Source organism: Capilliphycus salinus ALCB114379, assembly GCF_047276495.1.
In the GTDB taxonomy this organism is placed as follows: Bacteria; Cyanobacteriota; Cyanobacteriia; order Cyanobacteriales; family Microcoleaceae; genus Capilliphycus; species Capilliphycus salinus.
Genome location: NZ_CP178543.1, coordinates 3,404,965 through 3,423,197, shown reverse-complemented (window position 1 = coordinate 3,423,197; position 18,233 = coordinate 3,404,965). Strand labels below are relative to the sequence as shown.

The following is an 18,233-nucleotide window of genomic DNA, read 5'->3' as shown; positions in this document are numbered from 1 at the left end:
AAAATATGCTTAAATAAAGTTAATGGAATTCTAACAACTAAAAAATTCCCAACAGATATTGTATTTGAGCATCTGATTGAAAGTTCTGGGTCTTCTAACAAAGGGGTGAAATAGCAACAGGGTACTACTACTACTCACCTATAGGGTGTGCTAAATTTTTATGGGTTTATTCACAAAATTGCTCGGTTCTTCCAGTAAACGTCAACCCGCATCGGGTTTTCAGTCTCAATCTAAAAAACTTCCCTCCCAAGAAACGTTTATCTTGGAACCGATACTGACCCCGAGTGGTTTGGTCGATGGAGGAGATGACAGTCCTGACCCCATTATTATTGAGAGTGAATTATTGGATGAAATTGAAAGCGAACTTAACTCGGAGGTTGAAACCCAATCGGAAGAAGATTTAACCCCCGTCGAAGTTTCTAACCTTGATGAAGGTGATGAAGTTGAAATTCCTTTTGTTACCGAACTCGAAGAATTAGAAATCGAAGATAATTCTGAGACTTCCGAGGAAAATTTGGCAGAATCTAACGAAGAAATTACATCCGACGACACCGAATCTTCATCAGAAAAACCTGAAAATTCCGAAACAGAAATAACAGAAACAACTTTAAATACCTCACTTGAACTTAACGAAGAATCCTCATCAGACTTGGAATCTTCACCAGAAGTTGAGGAGAGTTCAACCGAAAATCAAAACGAAACTGTATACTCATCCGAAGAAACATCCGAAGTTTCAAGCTTAGAAGAATCTCCAACAGAAGAAACTGCATCCGAACTTGAAGAAATTTCTGATGAGTCAACTTTAGAAGAATCTGAAGCAGAAGACGCAGAAATAACTACAGAATCAGAAGTAGATGAATCAATAGAAGAAACCGAATCATCGACTTATTCTGAAACAGAAAACTCTAACAACACCGATACAGTAAACGAAAGCGAAAACGAAACCGATAGCAACGGCGAAATTATCGAAGAAATCGTCAGTTCTCCCGTTGACTTTAACTTTGATTCCGGTATCTTTACTGTTGGAGAAACCGGGGAAATCGGAATTGATTATTTGTTTGATGGCGGAGGATTTGGACGGGGTGAACTCGCTATCTTCAGTTTGGAAGGAATGGAGGAATTAGACCTAAGTTTAGAAGAGTTTATCAAAGAAGCGGCTAATCGAGCGTTGAGCGATTCTGAACTCGGTCATGTTGTAATTTCTGATGGAAACGAAGGTGCAAAATTTAGCGGGGGATTGGGTGGAGAAACCGATTTTAACCGGGGAGAATATTTGGGTGTAAAAACCTTTAATATGCGTCCGGGGGATAAATTTGCTGTGATGTTGGTTCCCAATGGAAAAGTGCAGCAAGTCTTCGATAATCCCAACGCAGAAGAAAGTATTCGACCTTTATTTTCACTGTCAACTGCCAATCCCGAAGATGGTTTTCAACTCGGACAAATTGCGGATGTTACCGGAGATGGAAATACTTTTGTCTTTGAAGATTGGCGAGTAGATGATTCTAGCGATCGCGACTACAATGATATCATCTTTCAGGTGCGGGGAGCAAGCGGAGAAGCGGTTCATTTAGATGAAGTTATCAATCCGAATAAAGATTGGCGTTCTTCTGATATGGGTCAAGCATTGATTGAATATGCTCAACCTTATATTACACCGGATGAACCGATTGTTGAAATTGAAAATAATTTATCAAATCTCCTGACTGATTTGGAAGGTTTACTCGATGAGGGAGAATCTGAAACCGAAGTTGAAATTGATGAGGAGGTATCCAATTCTGAAGTTGTAGAAACCGAAGTCATCGATGATGAAATTGTCGAAGTTTTAGAGGAGGAAGCATCTCTAAACGAATCTACTGAATTAGTAGAATCTAGTGAATTGGAAGTCGAAGAATCCGAAGTTGTTGAAATCGAAGATAACTCAGAAAATCCCGTTGTTGAGGAATCTGTTGTTGTTGAAATTGTAGATAATTTAGAAGCTTCTATCGGAGAATCAACCGCAACGGAGTCAGAACAAATTGAGGTTGAGGAGAGTTTAGTATCTTCCATTGTTGAGGAAACTGAAGAATCCGAAGTTATTACAATAGAAGATAACTTAGAGAATCCTATTGTTGAGGAATCCGAAGTTGTTGAAATCCAAAATAGTGGAGACACTCCTGTTGTTGAAGAATCCTCACCGGAGTTAGAAGAAACCGAAGTTGAGGAGAACTTATCTACTGCTGTTGTAGAGGAAACTGAAGAATTATCAGTTATTGAAATCGAAGAGAGTGAGAACACTCCCATCCTTCAACAAACTGAAGAATCTGTTGTTACCGAAATAGAAGACAATTTAGAGACTTCTATTGTAGAGGAAACTGAAGAATCCGAAGTTATTGAAATTGAGGATAATTCAGAAACTTCTACTTCCCCAACCGAACCAACAGTTATCGATGAAAGTTCAGAAAATTTAACGGTTGAAGAACCTAAAGAATCCGAAGTTATTGAAATTGTCGATAATTCAGAAACTTCGGTTGTAGGGGAAGCTGAAGAATCCGAAGCTGTTGAAATTGAAAATCTTTCCGAAAATCCTGTTGTTGAGGAAAACTTATCCACTCGTACTGTAGAAGAACCTGAAGAATCCGAAGTTATTGAAATCGTCGATAATTCTGAAAATTCAACTGTTGAGGAAACCGAAAACAATTTAGAAACTATCCTTACCGAAGAATTCTCACCGGAATTAGAAGAAACAGAACTTCAGGAAACTTCTGAAGTTTCCTTAATTGCAGAACTTGAACAGTCTGAAACTGTTGCGGTTGAGGATAATTTAGAGAATTCTGGGGTTGAAAAATCCGAAGAAACGGAATTGGTTGATGTCGATAATAGTTCCGAAACTTCAACTTTACCCGTTTATGCAACTGAATTTGAAGACGTTGAAAATAATTGGTCGGAAGCTTCGCCAACATCAACTTCTGAATCTCCAACGGCTATTCTGGTTAGTCGCTTAGAAAACCTGACCTATAATTTACAAAATCAAACCCTTTCAGAAACCCCCGTTAACAGCAATTTAATTCAACAATTGGAACAGTTGACCGACCGTTTGAAAACTCAATCCGAATTCAATCCAAATCCTCCGGTGAGTTCGACAACCTTACAGTTAATCGAACAACTGGAAACTCAATTAGTTACCCAACCCGTTCTTCCCGCAACCGTTGAACCGCCCGTTGACTTTGAATTCCCTGCGGAAAATCAACCATTAATTGGAATAATTGACACGGGATTTAGCGGGAATAATCCCGATATTGACTACTCTCGAATTACCTGGGGAAGCGACAAAGTAGACGGCGATTCCGACCCCACTTTAACACCCGGAGAAGGCAACGAACACGGCACCCATATTTTGGGATTAATTGCGGCTAAACAGGATAACGGAATTGGCATCGATGGGATTAACAATAACGCCCCAATTTGGGCGGGACGGGCGATAGGTTCGGGACGTTGGGCGGAATCTTTGGTTGAGTTTGTCGATGCGGCGGTGGAGTCGGGTCAACCCAATGCGGTGGTTAATTTGAGTTTAGATTTAACCCAAATTGATGCGGAAGGAAATGTCACCACCCGCTACGAATTTACACCCCTAGAAATGGCGGCGTTAGAGTACGCCCGTCAAAATAATGTTTTGGTTGCGGTTGCGGCCGGAAATGAGGGCGGCGTGATGTCTGCTTTGGGGCAAGCTTCCCAACAGTTTGATAACATTATTACCGTTGGTTCTGCCCAAAAAATCGATGGTAAAACTTCTGTTTGGCAAGGATTTGACCGTGCGGAATATTCTAACTATGGCAACGGTTTAGACATTGTTGCCGATAGTGGAACGTTAGAGAATCCGGTGATTTCTACTGTTGGCGATGGTATTGGGGCAATGGATGGAACTTCTGTCGCCACCGCTAAAGTTACAGGTGCTATTTCTCAAGTTTGGGCGGCCAATCCCGAGTTAAATTATCGCCAAGTTATTGATATTATCAAAGCAACGGCGACGGATCTTCAAGATGCCAACCCGGATGTTGAAACGGGGGCGGGTTTACTCAATATTGCTGCTGCAATTCATTTGGCGAAGGTAACAAAACCCGAAGAATATAACCCCGATTTACAAGTTGTTCCGACCACTTGGAGTGGAGAGGGAAAAGTTACCCCAACCGAACGTGCGGTTCGTTACCGTTACGAAATGAAAGCGGGGGATACACTGTGGGGAATTGCACAGCGTGAGTTAGGCAATGGATCTCGTTGGACAGAAATCACTAAAGATCCGGCAGGAAAAACACCATTTACAAGTGCAGAGGCGTCACGATTATCTATAGGTCAAGCCATTTATTTACCCGGAAATGACCCCCATCCACAACCGCAACCTCAGCCAACTCCTCAGCCTCAACCTCAACCCCAACCTCAGCCAACTCCTCAACCCAGTTCCGATACTGTTAAACAAGCAGCCCTGAATAATTTCTTGAAACCTTTTGGGAATTTACAGAGTTCTTCGTGGTCAAACTTCCTCAAAGAGATGTTTGAGAAGTTCTACAACAGTGCTAATAAAACTCTCAATTCAAAAGCACCACAACAAGGAACCGGAACTTCTGTTAATGCTACGCCTCAAAGAACACCAACTCAAAGTGTAAAAACCTTAGCTGGAAAGAAAATTATCCTCGATCCCGGTCACGGTATTACTAATACAGGATTCGATCCGGGTGCTGTTGGTTATGGTACAACCGAAGCGACTGAGAACTTACATCAAGCGAAGCTGATTGCCAATCATTTACGGCAGCTAGGTGCAGAAGTTAAGGTTTTAGATGAACCCTTATCTTTGGCACAAATCGGTCAACGGGCTGCGGGACATGATATTTTCGTTTCGCTGCACCAAAATGCTTTTAACAAAAATGCTCAAGGTCACGAAGTTTATTCTCATCCAAACGCCCCTGCTAAAGATGCTCAACTTGCCCAAGCGATTAACAGTGAGTTAGATGCAATCTTCCCTGATCGCGTTATTCCCAACCGAGGCACAAAGAAAGCAGATTTCTCCGTTTTGCGTAATGCTCCTACCAATGTTCCTGCGGTTTTGGTTGAATCTCTGTTTATCGACGCTCCTGGGATGAGCCGTGCTAACGTTGAAAAAGCCGCTACTGCTGTGGCGCGTGGAATTGAAAAATTCTTCACGGGTAAAGTAACAGGTTCTACTCCCCCGCCAAGCAATCCCACCACGCCTAAACCGACTCCATCCTCAACATCGGGTGTTGTCAATTCTAAGGTTGGTTCATTGCCCTTAAACTTCCGTTCTGGTTCTTTTGTTGGTGCCAGTATTATCGGTAATTTGCCCAAAGGGACACCACTCAAGATTTTGAAATCAGTTACGGGAGGAACTTATAACCCTGGTACTGGCTCTCGCAATGACTGGTATCAGATTGAGGTCAACGGTAAGACTGGCTACGTGGCGGCTTACTATGTTGATGTCAAGTCTTCTAGTAAACCAACACAAACCTCTTTTAATCTTAAGCCTGGAGGCACTAACTTAGATTTCCGGCGAGGTCAAGAATGGGTTACATCTACAGGTTATAAATTTAAGTTTCAGACAGATGGAAACTTAGTGTTGTATGACCGGAAAGGAAAAGCAATTTGGGCGACGGGAACACATGGCACAAATGCTGATCGATTTTCAGTACAAACTGATGGAAATGTTGTACTTTATGATCGTGGTAAGCCAGTTTGGGCAACGAATACCGCAGGTAATAAAGGTGCATATTTCGCTATTCAAGGCGATGGTAATTTGGTTGTGTATTCCTCGAATCGCAAGGCGTTATTTAACACGGGAACGGTTGATGGACGTCAACGAACCCTATCTGCTTCAGCACAGTGGTTGCGAGACCGAAATCTTAAGCGTTTTCCTGGGTTAAAGTTCTCGACAGTCGTGAGTAAGGCAACAGGCAAAGCACTAGATGCAGGTGGCAAAAATAATTCTGTTTATCCTCATTCATCGCCTAATTCTAAGAATGAGTATCACCAATGGGGATTTGAGAAGGTCGGTAATTATTACATGATCATCAACAAAGCTACGGGGAAAGCCTTAGATGGGGGCGGAGATGGCGGAAAACTACCTTATGCACATCCCGATCCTCAAAAGAACAATTCTTACCAACTTTGGAAGCTCCAGAAAGTGGGTGATGCTTATCTTATTGTTAACAAAGCTACGGGGCGTGCCTTGGATTCAGGTGGTGCTAATGGTAATCACATATATATGCACCCCAATCCCATACCGGGTAACTCTTTCCATCAGTGGAAGTTAAACCTTCCCAACAGTGGAGGTAGTTCGACTAAGACGGGATATGTCAATTCTAGTATCGGTCTAAATTTACGTCGCGATCCGAGTACCAATCAAGCCAAAATATCAACTTTGCCTAATGGCACTAAGTTGACCATACTCGAGAAAGTCACTGGCCAGCCTTACTATCCTGGCAATCGGACAGACTGGTATAAGGTCAAGGTTGGAAATACAGTTGGCTATGTTGCAGCTTATTATGTCAGTGAAGGCAAGGAGCCTGATGGTGGAAGTAGCGGAAATCCCCTACTCAATCGCCAACCAGCCCAATACTTCAGAAATCGTCCTCAATTCTATACGACTGGTAACATTTTTGCTCAATCGATGTACGGATCTAGTCTTGTTGGTGGGCGAGGCTATACAGAAGGTAATTGTACTTGGTATGCTCACGGTCGTCTTTTAGAAATAGGTAAAAGTCCGGCTGCCTTACGAACCATGTCTGGCAATGCTAATCAATGGCATAATCAGATGTCTAATGGTTCCCGAATTGTTTCATCTCCCCAAGTCGGTGATATTGCCCAATGGACAGCTAACGGTCAGAATCATGTCGCTGTAGTTGAAACGGTCCACCCCAATGGAACCATTACAATTTCTGAGTCCCACTACCGGACAAATTGGGATGCCGGGGGTACAGGAACATTACACTGGGTCAGAACAATTCCGGCGAGTTCTCCTACTCGATATATTCGAGTTCCTAATGCTTAACTAATTTTTCTGTGATTTTTGACGAGAACGATCGCATTTTTCTCTAAAGTGCCATCGCTATTTTTCCCAAAGAGCGATCACCTTCGTGTTATTCTCAATCTTACCAAAATGTGATCGCATCTCAACCATTCTCCAATGTAGGGGTAATTCGCGAATCGCCCCTACATATTTCCTCTCAAAATCATTCATTAGCAAACCCAAACCGAGGGGTCTGATTTTGTCAAACATCAAACCAATTCAATCGGTTGACACTATAAACGAAGCTTTAGACTCCGGCTTTTATCAAACCATTTACGACTGTTTTTCAGTCCCACCGTTCAGCGAAATTATCACACGAGAAAAAGTCAACTATTATTTTCACAAGTACGTCAATCAAGGAGTTCTATACTTGGCTTATGAAACGGGTATACCCATAGGCTTTGTCGCCACCCTACCCCTAATCAAAACAAAAAACATTGGCGAACTTTCATTCATCGATACTTGGGTCTATTATCAAGGTGAAAAAATTTGTTTAACTCCAGAATTTTTCACCCAAAAAACTCAACTCAGTCTGGACAAACATCAATATGTCGCCTCTCTAGGTGTCGATCCAAAATTCCGCCGCCGAGGAATCGCCAGACAACTGTTCCAAACCCTGTTCTCTCACTTTGATTCTTCTGTCGCCTATGTATTGAGGACAACCAACAACCCCAACTATGCTTACATTCCGAAATTTTACCAAAGTTTAGGATTTAAAATGCTACCCGTCATGGAAAAAATAAACGAACATAATCAAGAAAATCCTATCGATAATGAGCGCTTAGTTGGTATCAAATACCCCGAGAATACCACATAAGCAAACCGATAATTTACGAATTTTTTTTTCAATTTCAAACCTTTTTTAATTTTATTGTCAACAATCAAGCCCTCAAACTAAGCGCTCGCAAATTCGGTCAACTTCCGATCTTCGGGATGATAAAAAGCCAAAACAATATCCGACTTAGGAACATTGCGTTCGAGTAAATCTTGGGTAACGCCCTCCTCCGTTTCATCTCGTTCGATCCAAAACTTTCCATCTACAATTCGTAAATGTATAATTGTACTGTGAACCCGCCGATCGCCATTCCACCCAAAACTAATCAGCAAATAACTGTCGCCATCGGCGATCACCCGCAACTCGATTTCCCCCAGACTGGGTTGATAACGGGCGTAATCGTTAATAATTTCTTGTGCGATCGCTTGATAAGACTCTACTTGACGATCCATTTGACAATTTCCTCCCGTTCTGGATTGAAAACAAAAAAAGTAATTTGACGCTCTTTAAGAAACATTTGAATTGACGGACGCTGAAAAAAGTTATCGTAAGTCCGCTTGGGAACTGCAAGATAAAGATTGCGATCGGGTTCTTGCTGGTTAATAAATGTTAAATACAAATAATACTGACCAATAGCCCGTTCCAACTCGGTAACGGGTGAAGGACTCCGAAATACTTTGATCTCAACGGCGATTTTTTCCCCGGATTTTTGAGCCGCGATCATTTTTTCGGCACCCAAATCGGCATAAACTGTCAGATCCTCAAATTCAATTGTAAACGGATCGTGAGTGATTGTCCAACCATCTTTGACCAAAGCGGCTCTGACAACGTTATGATAAAGATCGAGTCGAGGCATTCATTAACTGTGATTAAGTGCCAGTTCACTCTAACATAATTCAAGTTTTTACAGCCGCATTTCCCCGCTCAAAAAGGACTCGGACAGTATATTCCGTATCGTTCTGTATCCAAAAATCGCCGACAATATTATTAATCTGACTTTGCCATCAAAAACTATTACCCCTAAATCATCAGTATTTTTACCGAAACCGGAAATTATTGAGTTGCAAATATCGTTAACATTACGGATTGATAAATTCTTTGACTTGCGAATAAAATAAACATAAGGCATCTACTTATTCACCATGAAATCAAACGGCCAAAGGGTTCACTCCGATGAGTCCGAGTTAATCTTACCCGACTTAACGCCTTATTGGAAATTGACCCAAACCAAAGCCTCCAACTCCATCATTCTCAAAGCCAAAAACAGTTCAATCACTCATCAGTTAACCCCCGAAGAAGGTTTTGCACTGCGGTACTTTACCGGAAAATTTACAATCCCACAGGTTCAAAAAGCCTGTCAAAAACAATTCAATCATCTCCCCGAAGATTTTGTATCGAAGCTTCTACAAAAATTGATAGAACTGCAAATTTTAGCTTGGGATAACGGGGAAGAATATCCCAATAACTCAACTTTAAAAAAGGGGGAGAATGAAAAAGAATATCCCCCCCAACCCCCCTTAAAAAAGGGGGAGAATACAGAAAAAATTTTACTCAAACTCAAAAACTGCGTTCACTGGATAGAACATCCCGAAGGTTATTGGATACTTCGCAACCCCGAAGACGTTAAATTTCTGCAAGTCGGACAGCAAGACAAAACCATTATAGACCAACTCAAATATCAACCCGTTTCGGTTGTCGCTGCGGAATTTTGTGTTTCTCAAACTCACATCAAACTGCTGCTGCAAAAACTAACGGTAACTGCAATGTTGGAGGGAACCTCACCCCCAAAACCCCCCAAACGCAAGTTCAACCCCATGCAGTTATTATTCTTTCGCATTCCCCTGTTTAACCCCGACAAATGGTTAAGCCAACATATCGACAAACTGCGGTGGATATGGACTCAACCCGCCGCTTTTCTCCTGATAATATTTCTGGTGACTTCCGCCACTGTGGGCTATTCCCAAAAAGATGAAATTCTTTACACGGGACTTCAACTGTTAAGCAATGCGGGAGGTTCTCTATTAATTCCTTTTGGACTGTTAGCAATGGGTGTTGTTACCCTTCACGAACTCGGACACGCTTTCACGTTAAAAAATTATGGCGGTATTGTACCCGAAATTGGGCTGTTAATTATGATGTTTATGCCTGCGGCTTATACCAACACCACCGATAGTTACTGTTTGGTGAAACGATATCAACGGGTTTTGGTGATAGCAGCCGGGGTTATAGTACAGTTTATCATGGCGGCGATCGCATTGCTGCTGTGGAATTGGTCAAACCCGAACAGTTGGCTACACACGGCGAGTTATTTATTGATGGCTGCGGCTTTATTTACCGTCGCGTTGAACCTCAACCCTTTGGCGCGTTTTGACGGCTACTATCTGGCTTCGGCTACAACCGGAATTAACAACCTCAGAAGCCGTTCCTTTAAATTGTACCAAAAATTTTTCACGGGAAAACCCAACTTAGAAAATCGACGGGACACATTAATTTTAGCCTGTTACGCACCCTTGAGCTTGGCATATATCTACTTTGTGTTTGGATTTCTGTTGGTGCGAGTTGCAGATTGGTCATTTACCAATATTCCCACCCTGAGTTTAATTTTACTGCTCGTTTGGGGAATTTATTCCATTCTACCCGAACCCAAATCCTAATTGTTACTTATTTTTGTTGTTTATCGGTTTAACTCCCATGACTTCTACACCCCAAAACTCCTCCCAACCCCGTCTTAAAGTTGTTCCGCCGACGGTTCCAGAACAAGCCAAACCCCAAGATAAACCCGTTCAAAATCCCGTCGAACAAACACCCAAAAAATCCACCTTTCCAACGCAATGGATAGTTGGGGGAATTGTAATATTGGGACTGGGTGGAATTGGAATGATTCCCGTCAACCATTCTATCAGCGGCTCAACAATTATTACATCAACCGTCGGCGAACGTCAATCGGTTACGATGCCGGAAACGGGAACATTAACCCTGCACGTCCGTTCAAATCAAACCGTAAAACCCGGAGATGTTTTAGCAACGGTTTCGAGTTCGGATTTGCAGGATAAAAAAGCGGGAATCGCTCAAAGAATTGCGGAAGCAAAAACCGCAGTTAATTCTGCCCAACAGCAGTTAATGTTGGCTCAAACCCGCCTGGAAGTTGCCAAGAGTTTGGAATCAATTGCCCAAGAACAAAGGAACAGCAAACGGCAGGAATTGAACCAAGCACAGTTTTCTTCGGGAGCCGCTAGAATTCGGGCGATAGAGAAGGAACAAGCAGGAATCGAAAGCGAAATCAGAGGGATTGAAAATCAAATATTGGGACTGGAAAATGAAAGGGCGGCTTTGGAAAATGAACTCGTTGGAATCGAGAATAATATTGAAGGATTGAACGAACAGTTAGAAATTGTCGAGTCGGCTTTAGAAAAGCGACAGGGATTAGTTGATGAAGGATTAATTGGTTCGGCTTCTCCAGAATTGATGAATTTAGAAGTGAAAGCTTCCGAGTTAAAAACTCAAATAAAACGGGAAGAAAATTCGATAGAAACTCACCGACAAAAAATCAACCAAAAGCAGAACCAGATTTTACAAACCCAACAGTTAATTAATCAACGCCAACAGCAAATAGCTGTTAAGTCGGAGGGAGTTAACGAAGTTATTGAAAGCTTAGAAGAACAGTTGGAAGAGGCGGAAAACTTCGTCAAACAAAAAACTATTGAACGAATATCGGCACAGAGGGAAGTGGAAGCGTCGCTGGCGGAAACTGCGGACAAACAGTATTTATTATCCCAGCAGGAAGCTGAATTAAACCGTTTGGAACAACAGCAGCAACAATTGGCAATTAAAGCTACAGTATCCGGTACAATTACAACAGCGGACTTGGATTTATTGAACAACCAAACGTTAGAAGCGGGACGGGAAATTTTGAACGTTGTTAATTTATCGAGTTTAACCGGGTTGGTGGAAATTCAACAGGAGGAAATTGATTTAATTCATCAAAGCTTACCCGTAACGTTCAAACCCCGTCAGGCGACGGTAGACCAATATCAAGCTAAAATAGAAGATATTCAACCCGTGATTAAATCTGACGAGTCGGGACAAAACTCGGTGTTGCAAATTCGGATTACAATTGATAATGATGACCGCCAACTGCAACCGGGGTTGGAAGGAGTCGCCCACATTCAAACTCCTCAATTGCGGGTTTATCAGAAAGTTTCGCGGGAGTTCTTTAAGTTATTTCCCTGGTGGAAACTGTAAGCCGACATCCTTTAATCTTACAACAAAATCAAACAAACAATTGTAGAATTAAATAATAAATCAGGGATAAAGTCGTTAAAGATTCGTTATCCATAAATAGAATGACTGCAAAATTTAGTCCAGGGTTTCGACTTTCTATTGTAGATACAGGTTTTGCCATCTGTATTGCTTTGTTAAGCTTTCGCTTGTGGTCAGTACATGAAAGATTATCTTTAATGATTTTGGGTTCGGCTATTCAATTCTTTTTATTTTGCAATGTATTTAGAGTTTCCCGAATACCTGAATTAATTTGGGCTTCTTTATATGTATTAATCTGCCTCGTTGGATTAATGTATGAATTAAGCATTATGCTGTGGGAACAGGGCTATTAATTGGCATCGTAATAATAGTTATTGAATGTAAGCGTCCATCCTATCATGGAGTTATGTGGAAGAAAATTAACCCAAATCTTGAGCAATGGTTTAAGGATAACATGACCAACTAATGCAAGCATTAGAACAAGTCAAAAAACCAAACATAGAAGTATGTAAGTCTGAAATATATAGACAACATTACCGACGTTTACCCGGAATCAAACAAAAAATAAAATGATAGCAAACTGTCTACCATCAAAATAATTTGACCATCGTAAATATCAAACCGACCCTTTCCTTGGGCTATCGGAATCATCACGTCTGATTCGCTTAATTCCCAGTCGAAGGCTTCAAGATCTTGCTTATCAATGGCTAAATAACCTGCGGTAAATCCCGTATCTAAAAGTACATCGGTTGTTAATATTTCTCCATCGGAAGTAACCAAACCGACTTCAAACATCAAACCGCCATCTTCTCGAAATTGTCCGTGAATCATTGAATGTTTTAAATATTCCCCCAAGTTCCATCTTCACTATTAATTTTATAGATGATCATTGACGAACGGCAATGATTCTTTATCTTACTATGTGGGTTCAGGAGATGCGGACTATGCTTTCATAGCCGATTTTAACATCGATGAGGATTTCATTACTATCAGTGAAAATGACTTTTTTAGCAATCTCATCCCGGCTCCCCTCGACATATTTTTAAATGATGTTGGAGGTGCCGGAATTTATTACCAAAATGACTTGATTGCATTTATTCCGGGTGTCAACTCTGGCGATTTAGTTATTAGTTTTAATGTGTTTTTATTTTAGGTTTAATTAACAATTCAGGGAAATCAACCCAAACCTATAAAATGAGATAGAGTCAAATTAAGCCCGGTAAATATTTTTAAGCTTTAGCCTGTTAAAATATTGTTCTTTTTGGTCTCTATCTCGCGAAAGCTACAGTTGGTGTTTTGCTCGATAATTTAAAAAAGCTGCGATTTAAATGGTTGTTTTTGATTCTAGAGGCTACAAGAGTTTTCGGCGAGCGTTGTCAGCCATTCCTAATTCGAGAGATTTTGTTTTATAATCAGATCATCTTTTTAAGATTAAATCATTGATATTAATATTAATGCAGGAAATTTTGAAATGTTTAGCAATAGTATTATTCAAGCTGGAATTGATATAAATCTGGGTTCAATAGAAGCGCAAGCTGGAGATATAAACATTAATTAGCATTGTTAGTTGGAATTAATCAATATCCCAATAGCGAGCGCTAATGCTAGCTCAACAGACAGGTCATCGTCCTTCTGAGGGTTATACTCTGAATAGAATTGGGCGGATTTATTATGATCAGCAGAAATATGATCAAGCACTTACTTTCTTCCAACAAGCGTTAGTAATTCATCAAGATATTGAAGACTACAAAGAGATATTGACTAGCTTGATTAATATTGCATTTGTTTATCGGGAACAGGAACAATATCCACAAGCATTGGAATATTATCAGCAAGCACTGAGTATTGCTCGAAAGATTCCTAACCGTCTGCAAGAAGGTATAATACTTTTTTATATTGGGAAAGCTTATTACGATCAAGGTGAGTATGAATCAGCAATTCACTCGCCAGCAACGAGAGAAAATTGTAGGGATGCAAGAAAACCAAAGAGCAGCAGAAAATGTTCTGATTGTTGGTAATCCAACTATCCCACCTATACCCTCACAAAATGGAGAAGAACCTCAAAAGTTAACTAATTTAGACTCAGCCGAACGAGAAGCTATTGCGATCGCACCTTTGTTTAATAGTGACCACATACCCATTTCAATAAGTCTCGGAACTGACCGAAACCTGCATCTAGAGAATGCTTACCCAGAAACCCTTTCGCCATGACTCTGAAGTCAATATCTTCAACAAATATTGAATCAGCTTGGTCGCAGAGTTGATGAGCTATTTTTAGATGAAAATCTTTGCGGATATTAGCGATTTTGTGATGTAATCGTGAAACTTTGATTTGTGCTTTTTCCCAGTTCTTAGACCTTTTTTGTTTGCGGGAGGCTCTACGTTGCAGCAATTTAAGCTGGCTTTGTAATTCCACAAAAAACTTGGGTCTAGGAATGGTTAATCCATCTGATGTTGCAATTAGATCTATTAAGCCTAGATCGATATGGTTAGTGTCATCAAATCTAGTTTAGCACAACCAGACCGAATGATAACTGTTGATTCACACAGAGATTATCAACTGTTTTCGGGACATCGAGTCCCTCAACAGTAGTTGATGAGTGAGTTTTATAGCCAGTTCCAGCAAACAGGCAACAAAGCCCAATCTCTACGACAAGCTATGCTTAAAATGAAGAATCAATACCCCGATACCCCTAAGAAGTGGGCAGCTTTCACTTTAATCGGTGAAGCTGAGTAATTGGTAAGGGAACGTCAGTGGTCAGGTTGGGAGTTCAGGTTGGGTGATGATGAACAGGTCAAACTCAAATGGGTCTGCGATCGCAGTTTTGACCCCCATTCGTCCATCAGACACCCCCCAACTGCATATCTGCAACACCCCGAAAAATAGGTTAGAAGTGAAGTAACATCTACCCCAAGCCAAACTCCCATGCTGAACCCGAAAGCCCTCACCCTGGCGGTGGTAATGGGTGTGTTGAGTCCGATTCTACCCCCAAACGTTCTCTCTGAGTCGCCTGTTCTCGCCCAAACTCAACAGCAACGCAAAATAGAAGCTGATCGATTATTGAATCAAGGTATTCAACAAGGCAAAACTAGCCAATTTCGAGAAGCGTTGCAGTCTTTTCAACAAGCTTTAGAAATTTATGGGGAAATCGGTAATAGACAAGGGGAAGCGGCTTCTCTGAACAATTTGGGCATTGCTTACTATGGTTTGGGGCAGTACCATCAGGCGATAGAATTCTATCAACAGTCGTTAACGATTGCACGAAAAATAGGCGATCGCAGGGGGGAAGCCAATTCTCTGGGCAATTTGGGCAATGCTTACAATAGTTTGGGGCAGTACCATCAGGCGATAGAATTCCATCAACAGTCGTTAACGATTGCACGAAAAATAGGCGATCGCAACGCAGAAGGGAGTTCTCTGGGCAATTTGGGCAATGCTTACAATAGTTTGGGGCAGTACCATCAGGCGATAGAATTCCATCAACAGTCGTTAACGATTGCACGAGAAATCGGCGATCGCTCAGGGGAAGGGGCTTCTCTGGGCAGTTTGGGCATTGCTTACCATAGTTTGGGGCAGTATCAGAAGGCAATAGAATTCCTTCAGCAGCAGTTAACAATTGCACGGGAAATCGGCGATCGCAAGGGGGAAGCGGCTTCTCTGAACAATTTGGGCGGTACTTACCTTAATTTGGGGCAGTACCATCAGGCTATAGAATACCATCAGCAGTCTTTAGCCATCAGACGGGAAATAGGCGATCGCTCAGGGGTTGGGTCTTCTCTGAACAATTTGGGCAATGCTTACCATAGTTTGGGGCAGTACCAGCAGGCGATAGAGTTCCATCAGCAGTCTTTAGCCATTGCACGGCAAATCGGCGATCGCGAAGGAGAAGCGAGTTCTCTGAACAATTTGGGCGGTACTTACCTTAATTTGGGGCAGTACCATCAGGCGATAGAATTCTATCAGCAGTCTTTAACGATTGCACGAGAAATCAGTCATCGCTCAGGGGAAGGGAAATCTCTGGGCGGTTTGGGCATTGCTTACGGTAATTTGGGGCAGTACCATCAGGCGATAGAATTCCATCAGCAGTCTTTAACGATTGCACGAGAAATCGGCGATCGCCAAGGGGAAGCGGCTTCTCTGGGCAATTTGGGCAGTGATTACTTATTTTTGGGGCAGTACCATCAGGCGATAGAATTCCTTCAGCAGCAGTTAGCCATTGCACGGGAAATTGGCGATCACAAGGGGGAAGCGGCTTCTCTGAACAATTTGGGCATTGCTTACGGTCGTTTGGGGCAGTACCATCAGGCGATAGAATTCTATCAGCAGGCTTTATCAATTGCACGAGAAATAGGTGATCGCAATGGGGTTGCCAAGTCTCTGAGCAATATTGGTAGTTTACTAGAACAACAAAATCAGCCTGAGTTAGCGATTACATTCCTAAAGCAATCTGTCAACGTCACAGAAACCATTCGTGAAGATCTTCAAAGTTTATCCCGTGAGTTGCAGCAATCCTATATTGATACTGTTGCGGGTCGATATCGTCGTCTTGCCGATTTATTACTCTCTCAAGGACGCATTGCCGAAGCCCAACAGGTTTTAGAATTATTGAAAGTTGAAGAACTGCGAGAGTTTACCCGCAATACCAATATTCGAGAGTCTACCGAGAGTATTTCCCTCAACGATTTTGAACAGAAAATTATTGATGAATACGGTACATTAATTGCGTTTGGAGCCAAAGTTTATGACTGCGAACGAAACCGGTGTGAGCAATTGCCACAACTCAAAGAACAGCGACGCCTCCTTTCAGAACAATTTAATCAAAAAATAGAGGATGCGATCGCCGTTATTCGAGAAAATCGCCAAACTGATGATAGTTTCTACGATCCGCGTTATCTCAATGAAACCGCCCGGGATATTGTCGAAGCCCAACCGGGAACGGTGTTAATCTATCCTTTGGTGTTAGAAGATAAACTCTGGATTCTGTGGACAACTGCCGGAAATGTGGCGGGAAGCAAAGAGATTCCCGTCAGTCAGCAACAGTTAGGAAACATGGTGGTCAAATTTCGAGCGCTGTTAGATAATCCCAATTCAAATCTACAGGAATTACAGGCCACCGCCCAACAACTTTATCAATGGTTAATTCAACCGATAGAGTCCGAACTGAGAGAAAATCAGATTCAACGGTTAGTTTTTGCTCAAGATCGGGTGACTCGTTATATTCCGATGGCGGCATTGCACGATGGCGAACAATATCTGATTCAACGTTACACCATTCATTCGATTTTGTCTGCCCAATTAACCGATATGAACGATAAACTTTCTCCCGGTATTGAAGAAAACTCGGTGTTGGGGTTGGGACTGTCTGATGCGGTTGCTGAGTTTGACCCGTTACCGAATGTTGAAACCGAATTGAATAAAATTGTTCGCAGCGATGAAAGGGACCCGGAGGGAATTTATCGGGGTCAAAAATATCTCAATCAAGCTTTTACTTTCGATAGTCTCGCTCAAAATGTTGCCGACCATCGAATTTTACATATTGCGACTCACGGCAAATTTGAACCCGGAGTTCCCGAGAATTCTTTCATCGTTTTAGGAACCGGAGAACGTCTGACTATTCCCGAAATTAATAGTATCGGTTCGGAGTTAAAAGAGGTTCATTTAGTGGTGTTATCGGCCTGTGAAACGGCGTTGGGCGGGCCGGATGCGGAGGGGATTGAAATTGCCGGAATTAGTTCTTATTTCCTCCAAGCCGGACGTGCGAGTGCGGTAATGGCTTCTTTGTGGCTGGTTAACGACCCGGCGACGAGCCGTTTAATGCAACAATTTTACCGCTATTTATCCGATGGAAAAACAAAAGCCGAAGCGTTACAATTTGCCCAATTAAGTTTGATCAATGAGAGTCAAACCGCAACAGAAAATAATGAACGAACGGGAGATGGTGGATTTATTCAACTCGATACTAGAACCCGATTGCCGATTAATAATGCGAGCAATAGTTTCAGTCATCCTTATTATTGGGCGGCGTTTATATTAATTGGAAATGGTTTATAAATTTTGATAAAAGTACCGTAGGGTGCATCAGATTTTGAGGTTAATGATATTAACATTTAATCAACGGTCTGATGCACCCTACAAATTGATAATTA

Annotated in this window: 12 protein-coding genes; 8 read left to right on the top strand and 4 right to left on the bottom strand. The window is 41.8% G+C overall.

Annotated features, from left to right (window positions below; translation table 11 throughout):
* Positions 1-160: 160 nt before the first annotated feature.
* A complete protein-coding gene (locus ACL6C3_RS14215; protein ID WP_413167848.1) occupies positions 161-7,033 on the top strand; it encodes a S8 family serine peptidase in 6,873 nt (2,290 codons plus the stop codon).
* A gap of 217 nt (positions 7,034-7,250) precedes the next feature.
* Positions 7,251-7,868, top strand: a complete 618-nt coding sequence (locus ACL6C3_RS14210) for a GNAT family N-acetyltransferase (protein WP_413167846.1) — start codon at positions 7,251-7,253, stop codon at positions 7,866-7,868.
* Between the two features lie 77 nt (positions 7,869-7,945).
* Here the strand turns inward: ACL6C3_RS14210 and ACL6C3_RS14205 are convergent, their stop codons facing one another.
* Positions 7,946-8,278 (bottom strand): XisI protein, encoded by a 333-nt coding sequence (locus tag ACL6C3_RS14205; protein ID WP_413167845.1) that lies wholly within the window; start codon positions 8,276-8,278, stop codon positions 7,946-7,948.
* Complete coding sequence (locus ACL6C3_RS14200; RefSeq protein ID WP_413167844.1) at positions 8,263-8,682, bottom strand: element excision factor XisH family protein; 420 nt, start codon at positions 8,680-8,682, stop codon at positions 8,263-8,265. Before ACL6C3_RS14200 ends, ACL6C3_RS14205 begins: the two co-directional genes overlap by 16 nt.
* Before the next feature lie 286 nt (positions 8,683-8,968).
* Between ACL6C3_RS14200 and ACL6C3_RS14195 the strand changes: the two genes are divergently transcribed.
* Together ACL6C3_RS14195 and ACL6C3_RS14190 are read left to right on the top strand one after the other, a co-directional pair.
* Positions 8,969-10,480 (top strand): hypothetical protein, encoded by a 1,512-nt coding sequence (locus ACL6C3_RS14195; RefSeq protein ID WP_413167843.1) that lies wholly within the window; start codon positions 8,969-8,971, stop codon positions 10,478-10,480.
* Positions 10,481-10,517: 37 nt separating this feature from the next.
* Positions 10,518-12,068 carry an efflux RND transporter periplasmic adaptor subunit gene (locus ACL6C3_RS14190; protein ID WP_413167842.1) on the top strand — a complete coding sequence of 517 codons (1,551 nt, stop codon included), beginning with the start codon at positions 10,518-10,520 and terminating at the stop codon, positions 12,066-12,068.
* Positions 12,069-12,629: 561 nt separating this feature from the next.
* Here ACL6C3_RS14190 and ACL6C3_RS14185 read toward each other — a convergent pair.
* Positions 12,630-12,917, bottom strand: a complete 288-nt coding sequence (locus ACL6C3_RS14185; protein ID WP_413167841.1) for a hypothetical protein — start codon at positions 12,915-12,917, stop codon at positions 12,630-12,632.
* A gap of 58 nt (positions 12,918-12,975) precedes the next feature.
* Here ACL6C3_RS14185 and ACL6C3_RS14180 point away from each other — a divergent pair, with 58 nt between their 5' ends.
* A complete protein-coding gene (locus tag ACL6C3_RS14180) occupies positions 12,976-13,239 on the top strand; it encodes a hypothetical protein (RefSeq protein WP_413167839.1) in 264 nt (87 codons plus the stop codon).
* A 448-nt stretch (positions 13,240-13,687) separates the two neighbouring features.
* Positions 13,688-14,104 carry a DUF2225 domain-containing protein gene (locus tag ACL6C3_RS14175; protein ID WP_413167838.1) on the top strand — a complete coding sequence of 139 codons (417 nt, stop codon included), beginning with the start codon at positions 13,688-13,690 and terminating at the stop codon, positions 14,102-14,104.
* A 101-nt stretch (positions 14,105-14,205) separates the two neighbouring features.
* Here ACL6C3_RS14175 and ACL6C3_RS14170 read toward each other — a convergent pair whose 3' ends face one another.
* Positions 14,206-14,523 carry an RNA-guided endonuclease InsQ/TnpB family protein gene (locus ACL6C3_RS14170; protein WP_413168327.1) on the bottom strand — a complete coding sequence of 106 codons (318 nt, stop codon included), beginning with the start codon at positions 14,521-14,523 and terminating at the stop codon, positions 14,206-14,208.
* A 159-nt stretch (positions 14,524-14,682) separates the two neighbouring features.
* On the opposite strand from ACL6C3_RS14170, the gene ACL6C3_RS14165 reads away from it, so the two are divergent.
* Together ACL6C3_RS14165 and ACL6C3_RS14160 are read left to right on the top strand one after the other, a co-directional pair.
* Positions 14,683-14,823 (top strand): CHAT domain-containing protein, encoded by a 141-nt coding sequence (locus ACL6C3_RS14165; protein ID WP_413167837.1) that lies wholly within the window; start codon positions 14,683-14,685, stop codon positions 14,821-14,823.
* Between the two features lie 189 nt (positions 14,824-15,012).
* Positions 15,013-18,138 (top strand): tetratricopeptide repeat protein, encoded by a 3,126-nt coding sequence (locus ACL6C3_RS14160; RefSeq protein WP_413167836.1) that lies wholly within the window; start codon positions 15,013-15,015, stop codon positions 18,136-18,138.
* The last annotated feature ends 95 nt before the right edge of the window (positions 18,139-18,233 follow it).